This is a genomic window from Staphylococcus sp. HMSC069E10 (assembly GCF_001809205.1).
Lineage (GTDB): Bacteria > Bacillota > Bacilli > Staphylococcales > Staphylococcaceae > Staphylococcus > Staphylococcus hominis.
Genome location: NZ_KV796472.1, coordinates 56,467 through 71,647 on the forward strand (window position 1 = coordinate 56,467; position 15,181 = coordinate 71,647).

Annotated in this window: 24 protein-coding genes, 1 other RNA gene and 1 riboswitch; of the genes, 12 read left to right on the forward strand and 13 right to left on the reverse strand. The window is 29.6% G+C overall.

The genetic code is table 11. The features are described from left to right. Positions 1 to 4: 4 nt before the first annotated feature. The 6 genes from HMPREF2561_RS02355 to HMPREF2561_RS02380 form a co-directional block, all read right to left on the reverse strand. Positions 5 to 700, reverse strand: a complete 696-nt coding sequence (locus tag HMPREF2561_RS02355; RefSeq protein ID WP_002448101.1) for a methionine ABC transporter permease — start codon at positions 698 to 700, stop codon at positions 5 to 7. Next, entirely contained in the window at positions 693 to 1,718 is a 1,026-nt protein-coding gene (locus HMPREF2561_RS02360) for a methionine ABC transporter ATP-binding protein (RefSeq protein ID WP_069723663.1), read from the reverse strand. The genes HMPREF2561_RS02355 and HMPREF2561_RS02360 overlap by 8 nt, the downstream gene beginning before the upstream one ends. 84 nt (positions 1,719 to 1,802) lie before the next feature. Continuing rightward, positions 1,803 to 1,907: riboswitch (SAM riboswitch) on the reverse strand. 54 nt (positions 1,908 to 1,961) lie between these two features. Further along, entirely contained in the window at positions 1,962 to 2,261 is a 300-nt protein-coding gene (locus HMPREF2561_RS02365; protein WP_002448091.1) for a thioredoxin family protein, read from the reverse strand. After that, positions 2,254 to 2,640, reverse strand: a complete 387-nt coding sequence (locus HMPREF2561_RS02370; protein ID WP_002448075.1) for a toprim domain-containing protein — start codon at positions 2,638 to 2,640, stop codon at positions 2,254 to 2,256. The genes HMPREF2561_RS02365 and HMPREF2561_RS02370 overlap by 8 nt, the downstream gene beginning before the upstream one ends. A gap of 136 nt (positions 2,641 to 2,776) precedes the next feature. Next, positions 2,777 to 3,157, reverse strand: a complete 381-nt coding sequence (gcvH, locus tag HMPREF2561_RS02375) for a glycine cleavage system protein GcvH (protein WP_017175879.1) — start codon at positions 3,155 to 3,157, stop codon at positions 2,777 to 2,779. 92 nt (positions 3,158 to 3,249) lie between these two features. Next, positions 3,250 to 3,603 (reverse strand): arsenate reductase family protein, encoded by a 354-nt coding sequence (locus tag HMPREF2561_RS02380; protein ID WP_048761460.1) that lies wholly within the window; start codon positions 3,601 to 3,603, stop codon positions 3,250 to 3,252. Between the two features lie 139 nt (positions 3,604 to 3,742). Here HMPREF2561_RS02380 and HMPREF2561_RS02385 point away from each other — a divergent pair, with 139 nt between their 5' ends. Beyond that, positions 3,743 to 4,066, forward strand: coding sequence for a thioredoxin family protein (locus HMPREF2561_RS02385; protein ID WP_048682682.1), 324 nt, complete (start codon positions 3,743 to 3,745; stop codon positions 4,064 to 4,066). 37 nt (positions 4,067 to 4,103) lie between these two features. Here the strand turns inward: HMPREF2561_RS02385 and HMPREF2561_RS02390 are convergent, their stop codons facing one another. Together HMPREF2561_RS02390 and aroD are read right to left on the reverse strand one after the other, a co-directional pair. Beyond that, a complete protein-coding gene (locus tag HMPREF2561_RS02390) occupies positions 4,104 to 4,643 on the reverse strand; it encodes a nitroreductase family protein (protein WP_002448165.1) in 540 nt (179 codons plus the stop codon). A 69-nt stretch (positions 4,644 to 4,712) separates the two neighbouring features. Beyond that, complete coding sequence (aroD, locus tag HMPREF2561_RS02395; protein WP_054105338.1) at positions 4,713 to 5,438, reverse strand: type I 3-dehydroquinate dehydratase; 726 nt, start codon at positions 5,436 to 5,438, stop codon at positions 4,713 to 4,715. A gap of 161 nt (positions 5,439 to 5,599) precedes the next feature. Here aroD and HMPREF2561_RS02400 point away from each other — a divergent pair, with 161 nt between their 5' ends. After that, positions 5,600 to 6,022 (forward strand): organic hydroperoxide resistance protein, encoded by a 423-nt coding sequence (locus tag HMPREF2561_RS02400; protein WP_054105337.1) that lies wholly within the window; start codon positions 5,600 to 5,602, stop codon positions 6,020 to 6,022. 444 nt (positions 6,023 to 6,466) lie between these two features. Next, the gene (locus tag HMPREF2561_RS02405; RefSeq protein ID WP_048761455.1) at positions 6,467 to 6,958 is read left to right on the forward strand and encodes a GNAT family N-acetyltransferase; all 492 of its coding nucleotides are present in this window, start codon (positions 6,467 to 6,469) and stop codon (positions 6,956 to 6,958) included. 13 nt (positions 6,959 to 6,971) lie between these two features. Here the strand turns inward: HMPREF2561_RS02405 and HMPREF2561_RS02410 are convergent, their stop codons facing one another. Next, positions 6,972 to 7,571 (reverse strand): histidine phosphatase family protein, encoded by a 600-nt coding sequence (locus HMPREF2561_RS02410; RefSeq protein ID WP_049415371.1) that lies wholly within the window; start codon positions 7,569 to 7,571, stop codon positions 6,972 to 6,974. Positions 7,572 to 7,765: 194 nt separating this feature from the next. On the opposite strand from HMPREF2561_RS02410, the gene HMPREF2561_RS02415 reads away from it, so the two are divergent. After that, a complete protein-coding gene (locus HMPREF2561_RS02415) occupies positions 7,766 to 8,008 on the forward strand; it encodes a hypothetical protein (protein WP_017175884.1) in 243 nt (80 codons plus the stop codon). Here HMPREF2561_RS02415 and HMPREF2561_RS02420 read toward each other — a convergent pair. Then, positions 8,000 to 8,203 carry a sterile alpha motif-like domain-containing protein gene (locus HMPREF2561_RS02420; protein WP_017175885.1) on the reverse strand — a complete coding sequence of 68 codons (204 nt, stop codon included), beginning with the start codon at positions 8,201 to 8,203 and terminating at the stop codon, positions 8,000 to 8,002. The two genes, HMPREF2561_RS02415 and HMPREF2561_RS02420, sit on opposite strands and share 9 nt — an antisense overlap. A gap of 452 nt (positions 8,204 to 8,655) precedes the next feature. On the opposite strand from HMPREF2561_RS02420, the gene tsaA reads away from it, so the two are divergent. The 8 genes from tsaA (at position 8,656) to HMPREF2561_RS10840 (ending at position 12,479) form a co-directional block, all read left to right on the forward strand. Continuing rightward, positions 8,656 to 8,892 carry a type II toxin-antitoxin system antitoxin TsaA gene (gene tsaA, locus HMPREF2561_RS10955; protein ID WP_070468288.1) on the forward strand — a complete coding sequence of 79 codons (237 nt, stop codon included), beginning with the start codon at positions 8,656 to 8,658 and terminating at the stop codon, positions 8,890 to 8,892. 22 nt (positions 8,893 to 8,914) lie between these two features. Continuing rightward, positions 8,915 to 9,103: a type II toxin-antitoxin system toxin TsaT gene (gene tsaT, locus HMPREF2561_RS02430; RefSeq protein WP_017175887.1), complete on the forward strand. Its 189-nt coding sequence runs from the start codon at positions 8,915 to 8,917 to the stop codon at positions 9,101 to 9,103. A gap of 96 nt (positions 9,104 to 9,199) precedes the next feature. Next, a complete protein-coding gene (lnsA, locus tag HMPREF2561_RS02435) occupies positions 9,200 to 9,766 on the forward strand; it encodes a lipoprotein N-acylation protein LnsA (protein ID WP_371089541.1) in 567 nt (188 codons plus the stop codon). A 73-nt stretch (positions 9,767 to 9,839) separates the two neighbouring features. Continuing rightward, entirely contained in the window at positions 9,840 to 10,586 is a 747-nt protein-coding gene (locus HMPREF2561_RS02440; RefSeq protein WP_049379259.1) for a poly-gamma-glutamate hydrolase family protein, read from the forward strand. Positions 10,587 to 10,662: 76 nt separating this feature from the next. Continuing rightward, the gene (locus HMPREF2561_RS02445) at positions 10,663 to 10,947 is read left to right on the forward strand and encodes a hypothetical protein (RefSeq protein WP_019835715.1); all 285 of its coding nucleotides are present in this window, start codon (positions 10,663 to 10,665) and stop codon (positions 10,945 to 10,947) included. 155 nt (positions 10,948 to 11,102) lie between these two features. Next, positions 11,103 to 11,330 carry a hypothetical protein gene (locus HMPREF2561_RS02450; RefSeq protein ID WP_019835716.1) on the forward strand — a complete coding sequence of 76 codons (228 nt, stop codon included), beginning with the start codon at positions 11,103 to 11,105 and terminating at the stop codon, positions 11,328 to 11,330. A 132-nt stretch (positions 11,331 to 11,462) separates the two neighbouring features. Further along, complete coding sequence (locus HMPREF2561_RS02455) at positions 11,463 to 12,167, forward strand: hypothetical protein (protein ID WP_017175892.1); 705 nt, start codon at positions 11,463 to 11,465, stop codon at positions 12,165 to 12,167. A 135-nt stretch (positions 12,168 to 12,302) separates the two neighbouring features. Next, positions 12,303 to 12,479 carry a hypothetical protein gene (locus HMPREF2561_RS10840; RefSeq protein WP_019835718.1) on the forward strand — a complete coding sequence of 59 codons (177 nt, stop codon included), beginning with the start codon at positions 12,303 to 12,305 and terminating at the stop codon, positions 12,477 to 12,479. A 54-nt stretch (positions 12,480 to 12,533) separates the two neighbouring features. Here the strand turns inward: HMPREF2561_RS10840 and HMPREF2561_RS02460 are convergent, their stop codons facing one another. The 3 genes from HMPREF2561_RS02460 to smpB all read right to left on the reverse strand — a co-directional run bounded on the left by HMPREF2561_RS02460 (position 12,534) and on the right by smpB (position 15,157). Continuing rightward, positions 12,534 to 13,475, reverse strand: a complete 942-nt coding sequence (locus tag HMPREF2561_RS02460; RefSeq protein WP_019835719.1) for a cation diffusion facilitator family transporter — start codon at positions 13,473 to 13,475, stop codon at positions 12,534 to 12,536. A gap of 763 nt (positions 13,476 to 14,238) precedes the next feature. Next, positions 14,239 to 14,600: a transfer-messenger RNA gene (ssrA, locus tag HMPREF2561_RS02465) on the reverse strand. 86 nt (positions 14,601 to 14,686) lie between these two features. Further along, positions 14,687 to 15,157: an SsrA-binding protein SmpB gene (smpB, locus tag HMPREF2561_RS02470; protein ID WP_017175898.1), complete on the reverse strand. Its 471-nt coding sequence runs from the start codon at positions 15,155 to 15,157 to the stop codon at positions 14,687 to 14,689. Between the last annotated feature and the right edge of the window lie 24 nt (positions 15,158 to 15,181).

The window sequence follows — 15,181 nt, forward strand, 5'->3', positions numbered from 1 at the left end:
TCTATTATCGTTTATCAATTTTATTTGTAAGCCAATCCCCGATGAATTGGATTATAAATACAATAATTAAAATAAATACGGTTGACACTAGAATGACGTCGTTTTGGTTACGTGTAAAACCAGTTAAGTAAGCTAAGTTACCTAAACCACCTGCACCAATAACGCCGGCAATAGCAGTTGAACCAACTAAAGCGATAGCAGTTACTGTAATACCTGAAACAAGTGCTGGCATTGCTTCTGGAAGCAATACTTTTCGAACGACTGTCCAAGTATTTGCACCCATAGACCATGCTGCTTCAATAACGCCTTTATCGATTTCTTTAAATGCGATTTCAACTAGTCTTGCGTAGAACGGTGCAGCACCAATGATTAATGCTGGAAGTGCTCCCGTCGGTCCACTAATTGTACCTAATAATACACTTGTGAACGGAATTAATAACAAAATTAAAATAATAAATGGAATCGCACGGAACAAGTTAACTATAAATGAAACTACCGTATAGAAAATCTTAGCTCCAGGTGCGTCACTTTTAGCTGATAAGAAAAGCAACACGCCTAAGATTAAGCCAAAGATAAAAGCAAAAATGGTTGACACTATAGTCATATAAAGTGTTTCATAAATTGCTTGCCAAACTTCAGGCCATTGCACATTAGGCATAGTAATCATTTCATGGAAGATATCACCATATGATTTATCCATGTTTAATCACCTCCACATTTACGTGTTCTTTATGTAACTCAGTTACGAATGTATTAAATCCATCTTCACTAATATGTGGAATGTGTACAATTAAAAATCCAACTGAACCTGTACGTGTATTTTTAATATTTGCTTCCAAAATATTTAATTCAATATTCTGCGTTCGCGTAATATCAGATACAACAGGTTGTGTGGTATTATTACCGTTGAAATTCAATCTTACAATATAAGCGTCTTTGTTCAATGGTTCTAGATGTTTAATTGAATCTTCAAAATCGTCGTCTAAATCGTCTTTCACGAATCGTTTTGTCACCTCATGTTGAGGATTTTCAAATACTTCATCAACATTACCTTGCTCAATAACACGCCCATTTTCCATCACTGCAACTTCATCACATATGCGTCTAATCACTTGCATTTCATGTGTAATAATCACAATCGTTAGATTTCTTTCTTCTTTTATTTTTAATAGTAAATCTAAAATTTCATCCGTTGTTTGTGGATCTAGCGCACTTGTAGCCTCGTCACATAATAAGACATTCGGATCATTCGCTAATGCACGAGCAATCCCAACTCTTTGTTTTTGACCACCTGATAATTCTGAAGGATAAGCTTTTTCACGACCTTTTAAACCGACCAACTCTACAAGTTCTAAAGCTCTTTGTTTTGCTTCTGCACGAGATACTCCAGCTATTTCTAGTGGGAACATAATATTACTAATGACAGTACGTGACCATAACAAATTAAAATGTTGGAAAATCATACTTACTTTTTGTCGTTTTTTTCTCAAATCTGACTTAGAAAGTTTGTTAATATTGTCTCCATCTATAATGATATCCCCTGAAGTCGGTTCTTCTAGATTATTAAACATTCGAATTAACGTACTTTTACCAGCACCAGAAAACCCAATCACTCCAAAAATTGAGCCTGATTCTATATTCAAGTCAACGTGATCTACTGCTAGTACATCTTTGTTCTTTGTGTGATAGCGTTTAACAACTTGATTTAACTCAATCACGTTAAATGCCTCCCTTAAATTCCTTATGTAATTAAAAAATGCTTTCCCATCTAGAGAGATGAGAAAGCATTTAAAATTATCTTTCTCTCATCTTCTAAAGTCTTAAACTTTATGTGAATTGGCACCATTTCCATTATAGACGGTTGCCGGGCTTCGTAGGGCACATCCCTCCACCTCTCTCGATAAGAGTTTTCGCACTATTTAATTAATTTATATCCTATCACTGTACTAATAATTCGTCAATCATTTTTTTAACTTTTCTAACAAATATGGCACGGATTGAAATGCATAGATTCTATCTACCTCTTTATCCTTATCCATAATTAACAGTACAGGTACAGACATAATTTTATATTCTTCACTAAAATACTTATGGAAATTTAAATCAATTTTTTTAAGTGGTAATTGTTCGATATCATTTGCAATATCTAGCATGCGCTCTGAAATCTTACATGTTCCACACATAGGAGTATATCCAAATATTAAATGTTTATCTTTATCAAAGTGTTCTTTGATGTCTTCGATTTTAATAGAATTATTCATTCACAAGTACTAACCTTTCAGAACTTAAATTAGGTATAAGTTTTTTCTCTTTTTTTACGTTAAATCCGTATTTACTCAATACATGAGCAAGATAATTTTTGGGACAACGTGCGACTTCACAATATGTTTTATCTACATAGATATGTTCACTTTCACTTAAATAACGTTTAAACCACTTTCTAATTTTTTCGCCCTCATCATCTGAATCGGCAAGAATATAGACCTGTTTTCCATATAACGTTTCTATCATATCGTCTAGTTTGTCGATACTCATTGTACCATGTGTACAAATAATATTTACAGGTTCAGCTATGACTTGTTGCACTTTCTTCTTATCAGATTTACCTTCAACAATGATAACTTTATTTAAAATTGCCATGTTCATCCACCTTCTAAGTCGATATTAAACAATCATTTACTTTTTCACGTTATTGATGAATATAAACACAATTTACAGATAATTAATATAATTATATAAAAAACTCCTAGATTTAATATCAAGGAGTTTTAAAAAATTATTCGCCAATCATTTCAGAGTATTGTTCAGCTGATAGTAATTCATCTAATTGACTTTCGTCACTTAATTCAACTTTTACCATCCATGCTTTTTCATAAGGTGATTCATTAACAAATTCTGGACTATCTTCTAATTCGTCGTTTGTTTCAACAATTTTCCCAGAAACAGGTGCATACAATTCAGATACTGTTTTTACTGATTCAACACTACCAAATGTATCCCCTTCATTAATTTCATCATCGACATCTGGTAATTCGACAAATACGATGTCTCCTAATTCACCTTGCGCGTATTCAGTAATACCAATTGTTGCCGTATTTCCTTCAACTTTAACCCATTCATGTTCCTTAGAATATTTGAATTCGCTCGGTACTGCCACGAAAATCCCCTCCTAAAAATAATTACAATTTAATGATGCCATACCGTAAGTTTTCATTCAACTATTAATATTAAAAGTTGTGATTATACTTTCTATAACCATACATCTTTGTATTGTTCTTCATTAAAACCTAATGTAACTTTTTCACCCGAAACCGCTAGCGGACGTTTTACCAACATTCCATCTGAGGCTAAGAGTTCTAATTTTTCATCATTAGATAATTCATTTAATTTATCTTTCAAACCAAGTTCTCTATATTTCACACCATGTGTATTAAAGAATTTATTGATTTCCACTTCTGATTTAACTACTAACTCTTTGAATTCTTGCTTTGTAGGTGTGTGTTGCACAATATCTATAGACTCATAACTCACTCCATGCTCATCTAAAAATCGAGCAGCTTTTTTACAAGTTGTACATTTTGGATATTGATAAAATTTAATCATTCAGTATTATCCTCCTATTTAAACTTATTCTAAATATATCAGATTATTTAAATAAACGCTCTACTTTTTAAGCTTTATTTTTTTCTAAACATTAGTAATTAGTTATAATATATAAAACAAGCTAAAAGGAGTGTAAAGTATGAAAAATATTACTACTACTGAAGAATTTAATTCAGTTATTCAAAGTGAACAACCTGTTATTGTAAAATTTGAAGCTGGTTGGTGTCCTGATTGTAAAGCAATGGATATGTGGATTGATCCAATCGTTGACAAGTATAACGACTATAAATGGTATTCAGTAAATCGTGATGAATTAGAAGATGTAGCATCAGACAATGAAGTCATGGGTATCCCAAGTTTACTTATATTTGAAAATGGTCAAAAACATGCCCATTTACATTCTGCTAATGCAAAATCACCTGAACAAGTTGAATCATTCTTAAAAGAAACATTTAATAAATAATTAAAAAACCACACTCGTTATTTTGAGTGTGGTTTCTTTAATATTCTGAGATTAAATGTTTATTTTTACGTTTTGCTTTAGGTGGAACCTCTTCTAAATCAGTAAGATACAATAAACCTGCAATAGCTTCATCTTTAGCAATACCAAATGCTTTTCTTACTTTTGGTTCAAAGATGTACAATGGCGTTTTCCAACATGTACCAATACCTTTTTCATAGAGTAATAACATTAGATTCTGAGTGTATGCACCCATCGCAAAAAAGTTTTCGCGATTTTGTCGTTGTCGTGGGTCAGTTTTAAGTACTAAAACTAACATACCTCCTAAATTTGTCACCGCGTTATAATGATCTTCTTGTTTTTCCGGACTATTTGGAAAGGCAAAACGTGTAATATCTCTACTCATATCTCCTAATCTATCTTTAGAAACATGAATAACTCTCCACGGTTCTCTCATACCATGATTAGGAGCGTCAGTAGCTTGTTCTATGGCTTTAAATACATCTTCATCATTAATAACCATATCATGTTTAAATTTCTTTATACTTCTTCTTAAAGAAATTACTTCTTGTAATTCCACAATTATCGCTCCTCTATATTGATAACTATTATCAATTATACGCGGATATCGATGACATTTCAATGTATACTACATGTTTTCGTAAAATAATAATTGTTTTTTTAGTTCTTTAACATGAATCTGTCCTGGCGCTTGAGGTTCACCTAAACAACCATATGACACTGTCCCCCCAAAAACACCTTGAGCAGTTCGGCTCACTAATCCTAAACGAGACATAGATATCCCAATAACTTGTTGAGAAATCGCTTCAGATGTGTAAGCTACTGCTTCTAATAGCGTTGCTACGTCCTGATTTTCCTTAGGCATTACTGCAATTTTTACATACTCAGGATTTAATTTTAGCATTTTATAATATGTGAATTTTAATTCTTCTAACGGTGGCGTTTCTAAAAAATTATGATATGAGACAATTATTTGCTTCTGATGACGATGTGCATTTTCTATAATACGTTTATGCGTCTCAACATCTATATTTGACTCCCATTCTATATCTATCATTTGAAATGCATCTATTGAGGAAATTGTTTCAATTAACTGTAAATATTCTTTATTAGTTAACTGACCTTTTCCACCTTGAGAAAGTGTGCGATATGTCACCAATATTTTGAAATGACCCTTTATTTCATTTAGAAGTGAAAGGTTTTTCATTAAATGTTCGTGATGATGACTCTCCCATTGATCTATACGCAACTCAATGATATCTATATATGCATGATTATCATTTATACTATTTAACGTTTCATTATCTATTATATCTTGAGGTGCTATGGTTGCAGCTACCTTTACTTCTGCCATATAATCCCTTCTTTTCTTACCATTTACAATTTTATATTATTTTAAACTATTTATGTCACACTCGCCAATGTTTAAAATTCATGTTAATTTTTACAAATCATGATTTAAAACGTTTTAGTTGGGTATACAATAATTATATTCGAATTTAGGAGGTAATAATAATGGCAGTTCAATATGAAACTAAAGCAACAAACGTTGGTGGACGTAAAGGACACGTACACACAGACGATAATGCAATAAATGTAGATGTATTACCACCACAACAAGCAGACGGAAAAGCAACTAACCCTGAACAATTATTCGCAGCTGGCTATGCTTCATGCTTCAATGGTGCATATGACCTTATTTTAAAACAAAACAAAGTTCGTGGGGCAGAACCTGAGGTAACTTTAACTGTACGCTTAGAAGATGATCCAAATGCTGAAAGTCCAAAATTAAGCGTATCTATTGATGCAAAAGTTAAAAATGTATTATCTCAAGAAGATGCTGAAAAATATCTACAAGAAGCTCACGAATTCTGTCCATATTCAAAAGCAACTCGTGGCAACATCGATGTAGATTTAAATGTTCAAGTTGTTGACTAATTAGTATTACGCTTTAAAATCTAAATTTTATAATTTTAAAAAATTCTGAGACGTCTCATTATGTCTCAGGATTTTTTTATGTTGATAGATAAAGATTGAATTGAAAAGAGCTGATATCAAGTTATTTCAATAGTAGTACAGAAGTTAACATAAAGACTTTCAATAAAAACATCTACGTTCTTTGGGCTGTATTGCTAGAGTTGAACGACGAGTTCAAATTGAATCCTATCCTGCCCATTTCCTATCTAAAAAATTAAGTTTAAAAATATCGATGTATGATAGATATTATTTTAATGTCTATATATTCTCACACTTTTTGTATAATTTTTTAAAATAAGCTATTCTATGTATATAGTTATTAATTAAAGTTTATAAAATATTTATAATTCAATTAATTTGTATAAATAGATTATTAAATGCTAATGATAATTTGAGGTGAGTATAATGTCAGAAGTTAGAATTCTTACTAACAATGATTTAAATCAATATATTACTTTAATATCAAATGATTCACATACTTATTCATGGGATAAACTTTATTTTCAACATGTGTCTCCAAATTATTTAAAACACATTCTATCTAAAGAAGAAGAGTATTGTAATATTTTTGGCAATTTTAAAAATGAAAAACTTGTGGCTGGTGTTACATTGCGACAACTCAAACAAGTAGGCACACAACATAAAGCAATGTTAGAAAATCTCTTTTTAAAAGACAAAAAAGACGAGATTACTTTGCAAAATTTAATCTGTGAAGTGATTAATTATGCAAAGGCTCGTCATATTGAAAAACTAATGACTTGTATTACGTCCAATCATATTAGTGCAAAGATTTTTTTCACTGCACTTGGTTTTGAAACTTTAGGGATTGAAAAAAACTCATTTAAAGTAGATGATACTTATTTCGATGTTCATTGGCTACTCTATGATATTAAATAGCCAGGATAATGATTTATTTATTGGCATCATCGATTGTAGGATCAACCATATCGAGAAATTTAAACTTTCCATGTGTATAAATAAATTTTAAAATACAACAATTTCCAATGACATATTGATTTGCCATATCATCACCTATCCATTTTCTTAAAAAAACCTGAATGGCTGTACCATGGCTTACCGCTAAGAATGTTTTTCCATTAGAGGACTCTAATAAATTACTTAATGTCGTAACGATACGATGTTCAACTTCATTTTTCGTTTCTCCTCCAAAAGGGCGTAGTCTAGTTCCAAAAATATCGTGTTTATCCCAAACTGCATCCAATAATTGAACACTATCCCCTTCAAATAGCCCAAAACTCCATTCTTTTAATCCTTTATTACGTTGATATGCTTGATCAGGTAAAACATTTTCTAACGTATCACATGCTCGTTCCGAACTAGATGAATATGCTTCGTCAAAAGTAATATGATTATGTTTAAAGTAATGACCTGCTTGCTTCGCTTGAGATATTCCTAATTTAGTAAGTGGAGAATCACTTGCACCTTGTACTTTCCCTCTTAAATTAAACATAGTTTGTCCATGTCTCATTAAATAGAGTATTTTACTCATTACATTCACCTCAATATATTTTTTAAATAATATAGGCAACTTTCTTTTACACCACTTTATAATCCATACATAGTATACCTTAATTTTTTTATACTTAAAAATAACTAAAGGTAAAAAATTAATTACTACTCGTTTGATTCTCATTATAAGGGGTATAATGAATTATAAGTTTTATAAATAAAGGAGCGTTCATTATGAATGATCATAATCAATACAATTATGTCAATCCTAATAACCTCTCATTAGATTGGGAATGTTTTGTAATAAGTAAATCAGAAATGTTACTTGATGGAGTTCCTAGTGAACTTATTCATTCGTGGTTAGATAGAGAAATTATAGAACCTTTTTCAATTAGAGATAATGAATTAAACTTTAAAACTAAAGATATATGGAATGCGCTAAAGCAACAAAATTGGTACTATCCTAATTCAAATTAATTTATAGAGGCTAATTGCTCGATTAGCGCTTTCGATAAGTTGGTGATCAACGTAATTTGACATAACATATGCTCTAATTTCTTTATTATTGCGTTCGTTTTTGGGAAATTTATGATCATTTACAATGTAGTTTGCTAAACTTCCTAGTGGTGTATCATCATTAATAAATCCAATAACAAAATCATAAAATGTCATTTTTTCCTCCTCACATTACAACATTTCAGTATCTCCTATCATCTTATTATTTCTAAATGAGTGATGTTTATTTATATAAGCAAATCAGTAAGTTAGATTTTTATAAAAGTTGTAATGTTTTAATTGGTTTTATTAAAATAATTAAAACACTTTATTTTTAATTATTCACTAAAAACATTCTATGCGGATATTAACTTTCTGTAAATGTGATGATTTTTTGAACTTTTATACTCTTCTATTTACTTTTCTGATTTTCCCTTTTAATTGATATGTTTATTAGTGTAATCATACATATTTATGACTGCCGATGAGTATATTTTAGTTTAATCGCCAGCTTTTTTTCTGTGTATTTACGAAGTAATTCTTTTAATAAGAATTAAAGTTTTACCTTTCTTTTAAAGAAGTGATATGATGATAAAAAAGACATCATTGTTATAGAGGTGACACTACCTATGAATATTAATAAATTATTTTGGATTAATATTATGATTACCCTTTTATTTCTAGGTTTTAATATTACTGTCACCTATTTTCCTAAGTTAGATGATTATTTTTGGCTCATACCTGGTTTAATCATATGTGGCCTTACTATTTCATTCAGTTTAATTGCCGCTATTTTGGATAAAAACCTTATAAGCGAAATAATTTTTTTATATTATATATATCCACTGATATATAACTTTTTTTAATTAAAATGTGGGAGGTTTACAAATGAGTACACATTTAACGATTTTACTTTGGCTCGGTATTATATTTGTTGTTGCTGCTTCAATTATATTAGGGTTATTGCTAAAATCTAAAAAAGAAGAACGTAAAGAATCATATTTAGGCTTTACAGTCATCTTTTATATTTTTGGTTTTGCTTTACTGATATATGTACTAATATTTGGTATTTTATAAATAGAGTTTAAAAGAACAAAATACAATCTTATTTTGTTCTTTTTTATATATTCCTCTATAAAACAATTAAGGAGATATAAATTGAAGACTATTCAATTGAAGCGTATTATATTTGTTATTTTCACTTCATTACTATTTTTCGCGTTCCCTTCTCATACTTATGCATCTATAAGTTCCACTTCTTCATCTTCAGGAAAAGGAAATGATTTCAAATTACAACCTGGTGACATTATTCTTACAAAAGGTCCGGTATTATTTGGTTTCTTTGGACATTCAAGTATTGCTTTAGATCATGATACTGTTTTACAAATTGAAGGACCTGGCGATAAGCCTATTACTGAATCTTTCGAATCATTTAAACAGCGATTTGGCGTTAAAAAAAATGATTGGATTAAAATATATCGTTGTGAATATCCTAATGCAGGTCAAAAAGCAGCTGATTGGGCAAAAGCTCATTATAAAAATAGTGATAAAACTTATTTAGTTACACTTAATTTAAAAAGTGAACGCTTTACATATTGTACTAAAATTATTTATCAAGCATATAAATACGGTGTAAGTAAAGATACGATAAATGATCATGGTTTACTGATTATCTCTCCATATGCTTTAGTTGATAATTTTAATAATGACTATCGCCTTAAGCTTGTAAAAACATACTAATAGTTAAAGACTATGGCGTTACGCTATACTTTTCTATACTAAGAAATGATATTTAAAGGAACAACTTATTTTTATGAAAAACAAAAAATTAAATTATCGATTTTTTTATTACATCTTTTTAACTCTTATTATTATATTATTTATTCTTTTCTTTCTTTACTTTTATAAACATTTTGATTTAAAACAAAATCAATCTTTAGATTACTATGCTAACTTTAATGATTTAAAACAACATACAACAAAAAATAAAGATTGGAAAATAATCACAAAACACCGTAAGCACAGCGATACCTTAATTACAGCGATTCATGGTGGAAGTATTGAACCTGGAACCACTGAACTCGCTCGTCGTATTTCAAATATTGGTCAATATAATTTTTATTCATTTGAAGGTCTACGTTCAGATAATAATGCTCAACTACATATTACTTCTACTGTTTTTGATGAACCTCAATTATTAGATATGCTCAACCATTCGTCAAAAACAGTATCTATTCACGGATATGCAGGCGATGAACCCATTGTTTACGTAGGTGGTCAAGATAAAAAATTGGTTCAAACATTACGTCATTCATTAACTGATCATGGATTTACAGTACAAAAAACGCCTAAAGGAATTGAGGCCCTTTCCAATAATAATATTATTAATAGAGATAAAAAAGATACAGGAGTGCAACTAGAATTGACGACTCGCCAACGAGCTTTGTTTTTTAAACATAACAACTTGGATAAAAATAATAGACGATCCCCCAAAAATTATACGAGAACATTTTATAGATTTGCCGAAGCAGTAGATCAAGGTATTAAAAAAGCTCAATAAATGTAATATCGTTTTTTTAGTTTTTTAATTAAATTAAATTGGGTATATATAAGTAATGAGTTTAGGAGGCGTTTCTATGGACGAATTAACTAACGAACAAAAATATACAGTAGCAAAATTTTATAAGCTATATATGGAACGTTCAAATAGTGGTCAAACAGAGGAAGAAGCAAATAATTTTAAAGATAGTATTACAGCTCAAGATGATTATTTTTGCGATAGAAAATATAGCGATTTCTTAGAAAATTGTAAAGTTCTTATTGATCATGGCTATCTAGATGGTAATATTATGTCTGATAGAATTTATAATATTAAAGTTACAAATAAAGCTTTTACTGAAATTGAACAAAGCTTTAATTAAAAATATCTAATTTTTTCAAGTTATTCCTATTCAAGGATCTTTGCTTAAAAGTCTTAAATAAATATATTTATTTAACTATGAATATAACTTTTAAAGCCTGCACATATGTATTGAGTATGTTTCAGGCTTTTTATTTTTAATAGAGGTGAGTTTACATGAATCATTGGAAAATTAATAATATGACGAATAGAAATCTACTTATACAACAAAACGAAAATGATGTATCTATAGTTGAACCTTTAAATAATGGTTCATTTAAAATTCTATCAGAGTTTAAACTGAATACACCGTCTCTTCCTATTAATACATATGATGACCAGTTATATGTTTCAATCAATTTTAAAAATGAAGAAATTAACATTTACAATAAATCGAATGAATAACACTATTATATTAATAATTTTATTAACTAAATTGTTTTAAAAAAATAATAAAATGTTAAATAAATATTAATATTTATTATGTAATAATTATAGTAATATTTGATTGATATGTTGTAATTATGGAGGTCAGTTATGGATAACATTATATTCTATCTAGGCATTACTTTATTTTTAATCGCATGTATAGTCATTATTTTTGGTATTATTGCTATTTTTAAGAATAAAAATTACTTAAAAATGCTTGCTATGGCTATTATTATTATCTTATTAAGTATGCTTGCACTGGGTATTCATAAAGTCATTGAGAGTAATAATCCCTCTAAAAGTGACATCACTCCTGTAAAAAAAGAAAAGCCTAAAGATAATAAAACAAATAAAGAAAATAATAATAAAAAAGATAATAATTCTAAGAAAGATCATAAGGATACATCAAATGAGTCTATTCAGGACACTCCTGCCACTCAAGAAAACACACCCGCCACAGAAGAACATTCAATTCAGTCATCAGAATCACCAACTACACAACAAGAAAACCCAACTACTGAACAAAATAATGCGACTACAAATAACCAAAATTCTACACAACGACACCAAGAACCTTCAACACACCAACAAGACACATCTCAATATCAGACGAATTCAGCAAATAATGATTTAAAACAAACAAATTCTACTCAAACCCAGAATAGTCAAAATAGTACTCAATATAATCATACAAATGAATCTAATACAACAAAAAACAACACTAATAATGTAAATCAAAATAGCACATCAAATACAACTCAAAATACACAAAGCGGTAATACGAATAATAATATAAACCAAATAAACAATTAATAATAAAAAAGGTAGAGTTTTGAGGCTCTACCTTTTATTTTCGACTTCTTTTTAAAACTTATAAATATTTATTGAATATTACATTTAATATGCCATACTAAAATATGATACGACTTAAAACAAAGGGATGAGACAATGAAAAAATTAGCCTTACTAACACTTTCAAGCTTTCTAGTATTAGGTGCATGTAGTCATAGTAATGATACAGTCAAAGATGTAAACGAAAGTGCACATAAAAAAAATAATCCAAAAGCACACAAATCTAAAGGCAATTCTGAACGCGTAGATAGTAAAAAAATAAATAAAAACTAAAAATAAGGAGTAGAAGCGCTCTTACTATCCATCGCTTCTACTCTTATTTAATTATCATTCTTCGTATTGTTTAAAGTAATCTTCATCTAAATGGTTAAGATGAATATTTTCAATTTGTAGTGTAACATGTTCTAAATTATATTTTTCTTTCAACAATTCAGAAACTTTATTAACCGTTGAATATGGCCATTTAGTATATTCATCACTTAAAACAACATGAGCACTCAATGAACTATGGTTTGTAGTGATACTCCATAAATGAAATTCATGCACATCTATAACGCCTTCAACGCTTTTCATTGCATTAATAATTTCATCTGAATCATATCCATCTGGAATACTCTCCATTAACACTTTCCAAGCATTTTTAATTATTTTATATCCACCATTTAAAATGATAAGAGAAATGATGATACTAATGATTGGGTCAATAATTTCCCATCCAGTAAAATGAATAAGTACTACTGCTACGATAACGCCAATTGAATTTAATAAATCTCCGAAAAAATGCCATAATGCGCTTTGAATATTAACATTATCTTCTTTTCTTAAAGATCTATATAAAATAAGTGTTAAAATGATATTTATAATAAGACCTAATACAGCTACAAATATCATGATACCACTTGCTACCGATTCAGGATGTATGATTCTCAAAATGCCTTCATACATAATACCTAACGAAATAACAATTAATGCTAAACCATTTAAGAAAGCTACAATAATTTCTAATCTTAAAAATCCATACGTATAATGTTTCGTTGGAGGTTTACTTGCAAAATAAATAGCAAGCATAGACAACCCTAGTGCCAAAACATCACTTAACATATGGAATGAATCTGATAATAAAGCAAGTGAATTAGCATATAACCCACCTACAAACTCTACAATTGTAAAAATCAACGTAATAATCAAAGAAGACCAAAGCGTTGCTTTTGAACTACTTTGAAATTTCCTATGTTCTACATGATGAAAATATTTTGATTGATTGTTCATTACTTCTCTCCAAACAATTAAATTATAAATTATTTTCTTTAAAACTACCCTAATATATATTAAAAAAAACGTTACAAACATTAATATATCAACGTTTTAATGTTATTACAATAAATAATTGAAATTTAAAAACATTGTATATTTGAGGCAAAATGATTTATCACATAAATGTAAATATAAATTGCATTACATTTAATCACCACAGTTGATTTACCAATCATAAAAGTTCGTTATTTCTATTTTGTCTTAGACTAACTGACTTATATCTAGTGTTAGTCAAAAGTATTCATCATTCTTTAATTTATTAACATCATACTTACATTATTTTTTTCGTTACATTATTTCTATATAATATTAAGAAAGAAGCTCTTCAAAAACATGAAAAAGGAAGTTATCAAATGCTTTTATTTCCTTCAAGTATTTTTATGATTTTACTAGGAAATTTAATTATTAAAAACCCACCTAAAAAGATAAACCGCTTCTACGGATTTAGAACAAAAAAATCAATAAAAACTCAACATAACTGGGACAAAGGACAAATAGACAGTTAGCATATTTTAAATATAATGAAATGAAAGATACTTATAGTGAAGATGAGAAAATTCATGATATTATCCTTGAAATTCACAATGATAAAAATGAAATAGTTTTATACAAAAATATTGCATCTTAATTATAGGGTGCATTTTTATTGGGGCATATTTGGAGCTGTATTGGAGCAATAAAAATAAAAAGCCTGCAACCAATAGGGTTACAAGCTATGAGATGGAGGCGGCGGGATTCGAACCCGCGTCCAGAGGTCCTGATACAAATCTTTCTACGTGTGTAGTCTATTGATTCATTTCGCATATTGGTAAGCAATAGACAACCAACAATATGCTAGTTTGATTAAATTTCATCTAAACAGACTTCAAACGGCAGTGTTTAGCATATCCTATTAGGGTTGAATCGCGTTAACAGCACATAGGAAATGCTGTTAGGCGATGCAGAGCGCTATTACGCAGCTACTGCTAAATTATTGTTTGATTTGTCAGTTATATTTAACCGAATGTGTTGATGACGGAGACAACCCTCCGACACGCTTAATAAGCTCGGGGGACCCCTGTCGAATCCAAAAACGCCCCCGCAATATAATAAAATATAAGATACAGTTTAATTTAAACAACTTTACTTATCATAACAAATAGAGCCCGATTAAGCAACAATTATGCTTAATAACGGGCTTTCATTGCACGATCAACATCTCGTTTCATTGCTTTATCTTTCAATGCTTGACGTTTATCATGCAGTTTTTTACCACGAGCTATGCCTAATAAAACTTTACATTGTCCATGTTTTAAATACAATTTTAAAGGAATAATCGAATATCCAATTTCTCTTGTACGTTCGCCGAGTTTGATAATCTCTTTTTTATGCAATAACAGCTTTCTTGATCGTAATGGATCATGATTAAAACGATTTCCTTCTTCGTATGGAGCAATATGCATATTATTAATGTACATTTCTCCACGCTTCACTTGTGCATAACTATCTTTTAAGTTCGCACTACCACGTCGAATCGATTTAATTTCTGTACCTTGAAGCGCAATACCTGCTTCAATGGTATCTTCAATATTATAATCATGTCTTGCTTTACGGTTTTCAGCCAACGTACCTGGTGATTTTGTTTTTTTCTTGGCCATTACTGTATGTCACCTCTTTGCTGA

Bases quoted from the DNA above. Each gene is read 5' to 3' on its own strand.
- HMPREF2561_RS02385 (WP_048682682.1), top strand. From the start codon at position 3,743: ATGAAAAATATTACTACTACTGAAGAATTTAATTCAGTTATTCAAAGT.
- tsaA (WP_070468288.1), top strand. From the start codon at position 8,656: ATGAATATTAATAAATTATTTTGGATTAATATTATGATTACCCTTTTA.
- smpB (WP_017175898.1), bottom strand. From the start codon at position 15,157: ATGGCCAAGAAAAAAACAAAATCACCAGGTACGTTGGCTGAAAACCGT.
- HMPREF2561_RS02415 (WP_017175884.1), top strand. From the start codon at position 7,766: ATGAATGATCATAATCAATACAATTATGTCAATCCTAATAACCTCTCA.
- HMPREF2561_RS02420 (WP_017175885.1), bottom strand. From the start codon at position 8,203: ATGACATTTTATGATTTTGTTATTGGATTTATTAATGATGATACACCA.
- HMPREF2561_RS02445 (WP_019835715.1), top strand. From the start codon at position 10,663: ATGGACGAATTAACTAACGAACAAAAATATACAGTAGCAAAATTTTAT.
- tsaT (WP_017175887.1), top strand. From the start codon at position 8,915: ATGAGTACACATTTAACGATTTTACTTTGGCTCGGTATTATATTTGTT.
- aroD (WP_054105338.1), bottom strand. From the start codon at position 5,438: ATGGCAGAAGTAAAGGTAGCTGCAACCATAGCACCTCAAGATATAATA.
- HMPREF2561_RS02440 (WP_049379259.1), top strand. From the start codon at position 9,840: ATGAAAAACAAAAAATTAAATTATCGATTTTTTTATTACATCTTTTTA.
- HMPREF2561_RS02460 (WP_019835719.1), bottom strand. From the start codon at position 13,475: ATGAACAATCAATCAAAATATTTTCATCATGTAGAACATAGGAAATTT.
- HMPREF2561_RS02405 (WP_048761455.1), top strand. From the start codon at position 6,467: ATGTCAGAAGTTAGAATTCTTACTAACAATGATTTAAATCAATATATT.
- HMPREF2561_RS02450 (WP_019835716.1), top strand. From the start codon at position 11,103: ATGAATCATTGGAAAATTAATAATATGACGAATAGAAATCTACTTATA.
- HMPREF2561_RS02370 (WP_002448075.1), bottom strand. From the start codon at position 2,640: ATGGCAATTTTAAATAAAGTTATCATTGTTGAAGGTAAATCTGATAAG.
- HMPREF2561_RS02365 (WP_002448091.1), bottom strand. From the start codon at position 2,261: ATGAATAATTCTATTAAAATCGAAGACATCAAAGAACACTTTGATAAA.
- HMPREF2561_RS02455 (WP_017175892.1), top strand. From the start codon at position 11,463: ATGGATAACATTATATTCTATCTAGGCATTACTTTATTTTTAATCGCA.
- HMPREF2561_RS02400 (WP_054105337.1), top strand. From the start codon at position 5,600: ATGGCAGTTCAATATGAAACTAAAGCAACAAACGTTGGTGGACGTAAA.
- HMPREF2561_RS02410 (WP_049415371.1), bottom strand. From the start codon at position 7,571: ATGAGTAAAATACTCTATTTAATGAGACATGGACAAACTATGTTTAAT.
- HMPREF2561_RS02380 (WP_048761460.1), bottom strand. From the start codon at position 3,603: ATGATTAAATTTTATCAATATCCAAAATGTACAACTTGTAAAAAAGCT.
- HMPREF2561_RS10840 (WP_019835718.1), top strand. From the start codon at position 12,303: ATGAAAAAATTAGCCTTACTAACACTTTCAAGCTTTCTAGTATTAGGT.
- HMPREF2561_RS02355 (WP_002448101.1), bottom strand. From the start codon at position 700: ATGGATAAATCATATGGTGATATCTTCCATGAAATGATTACTATGCCT.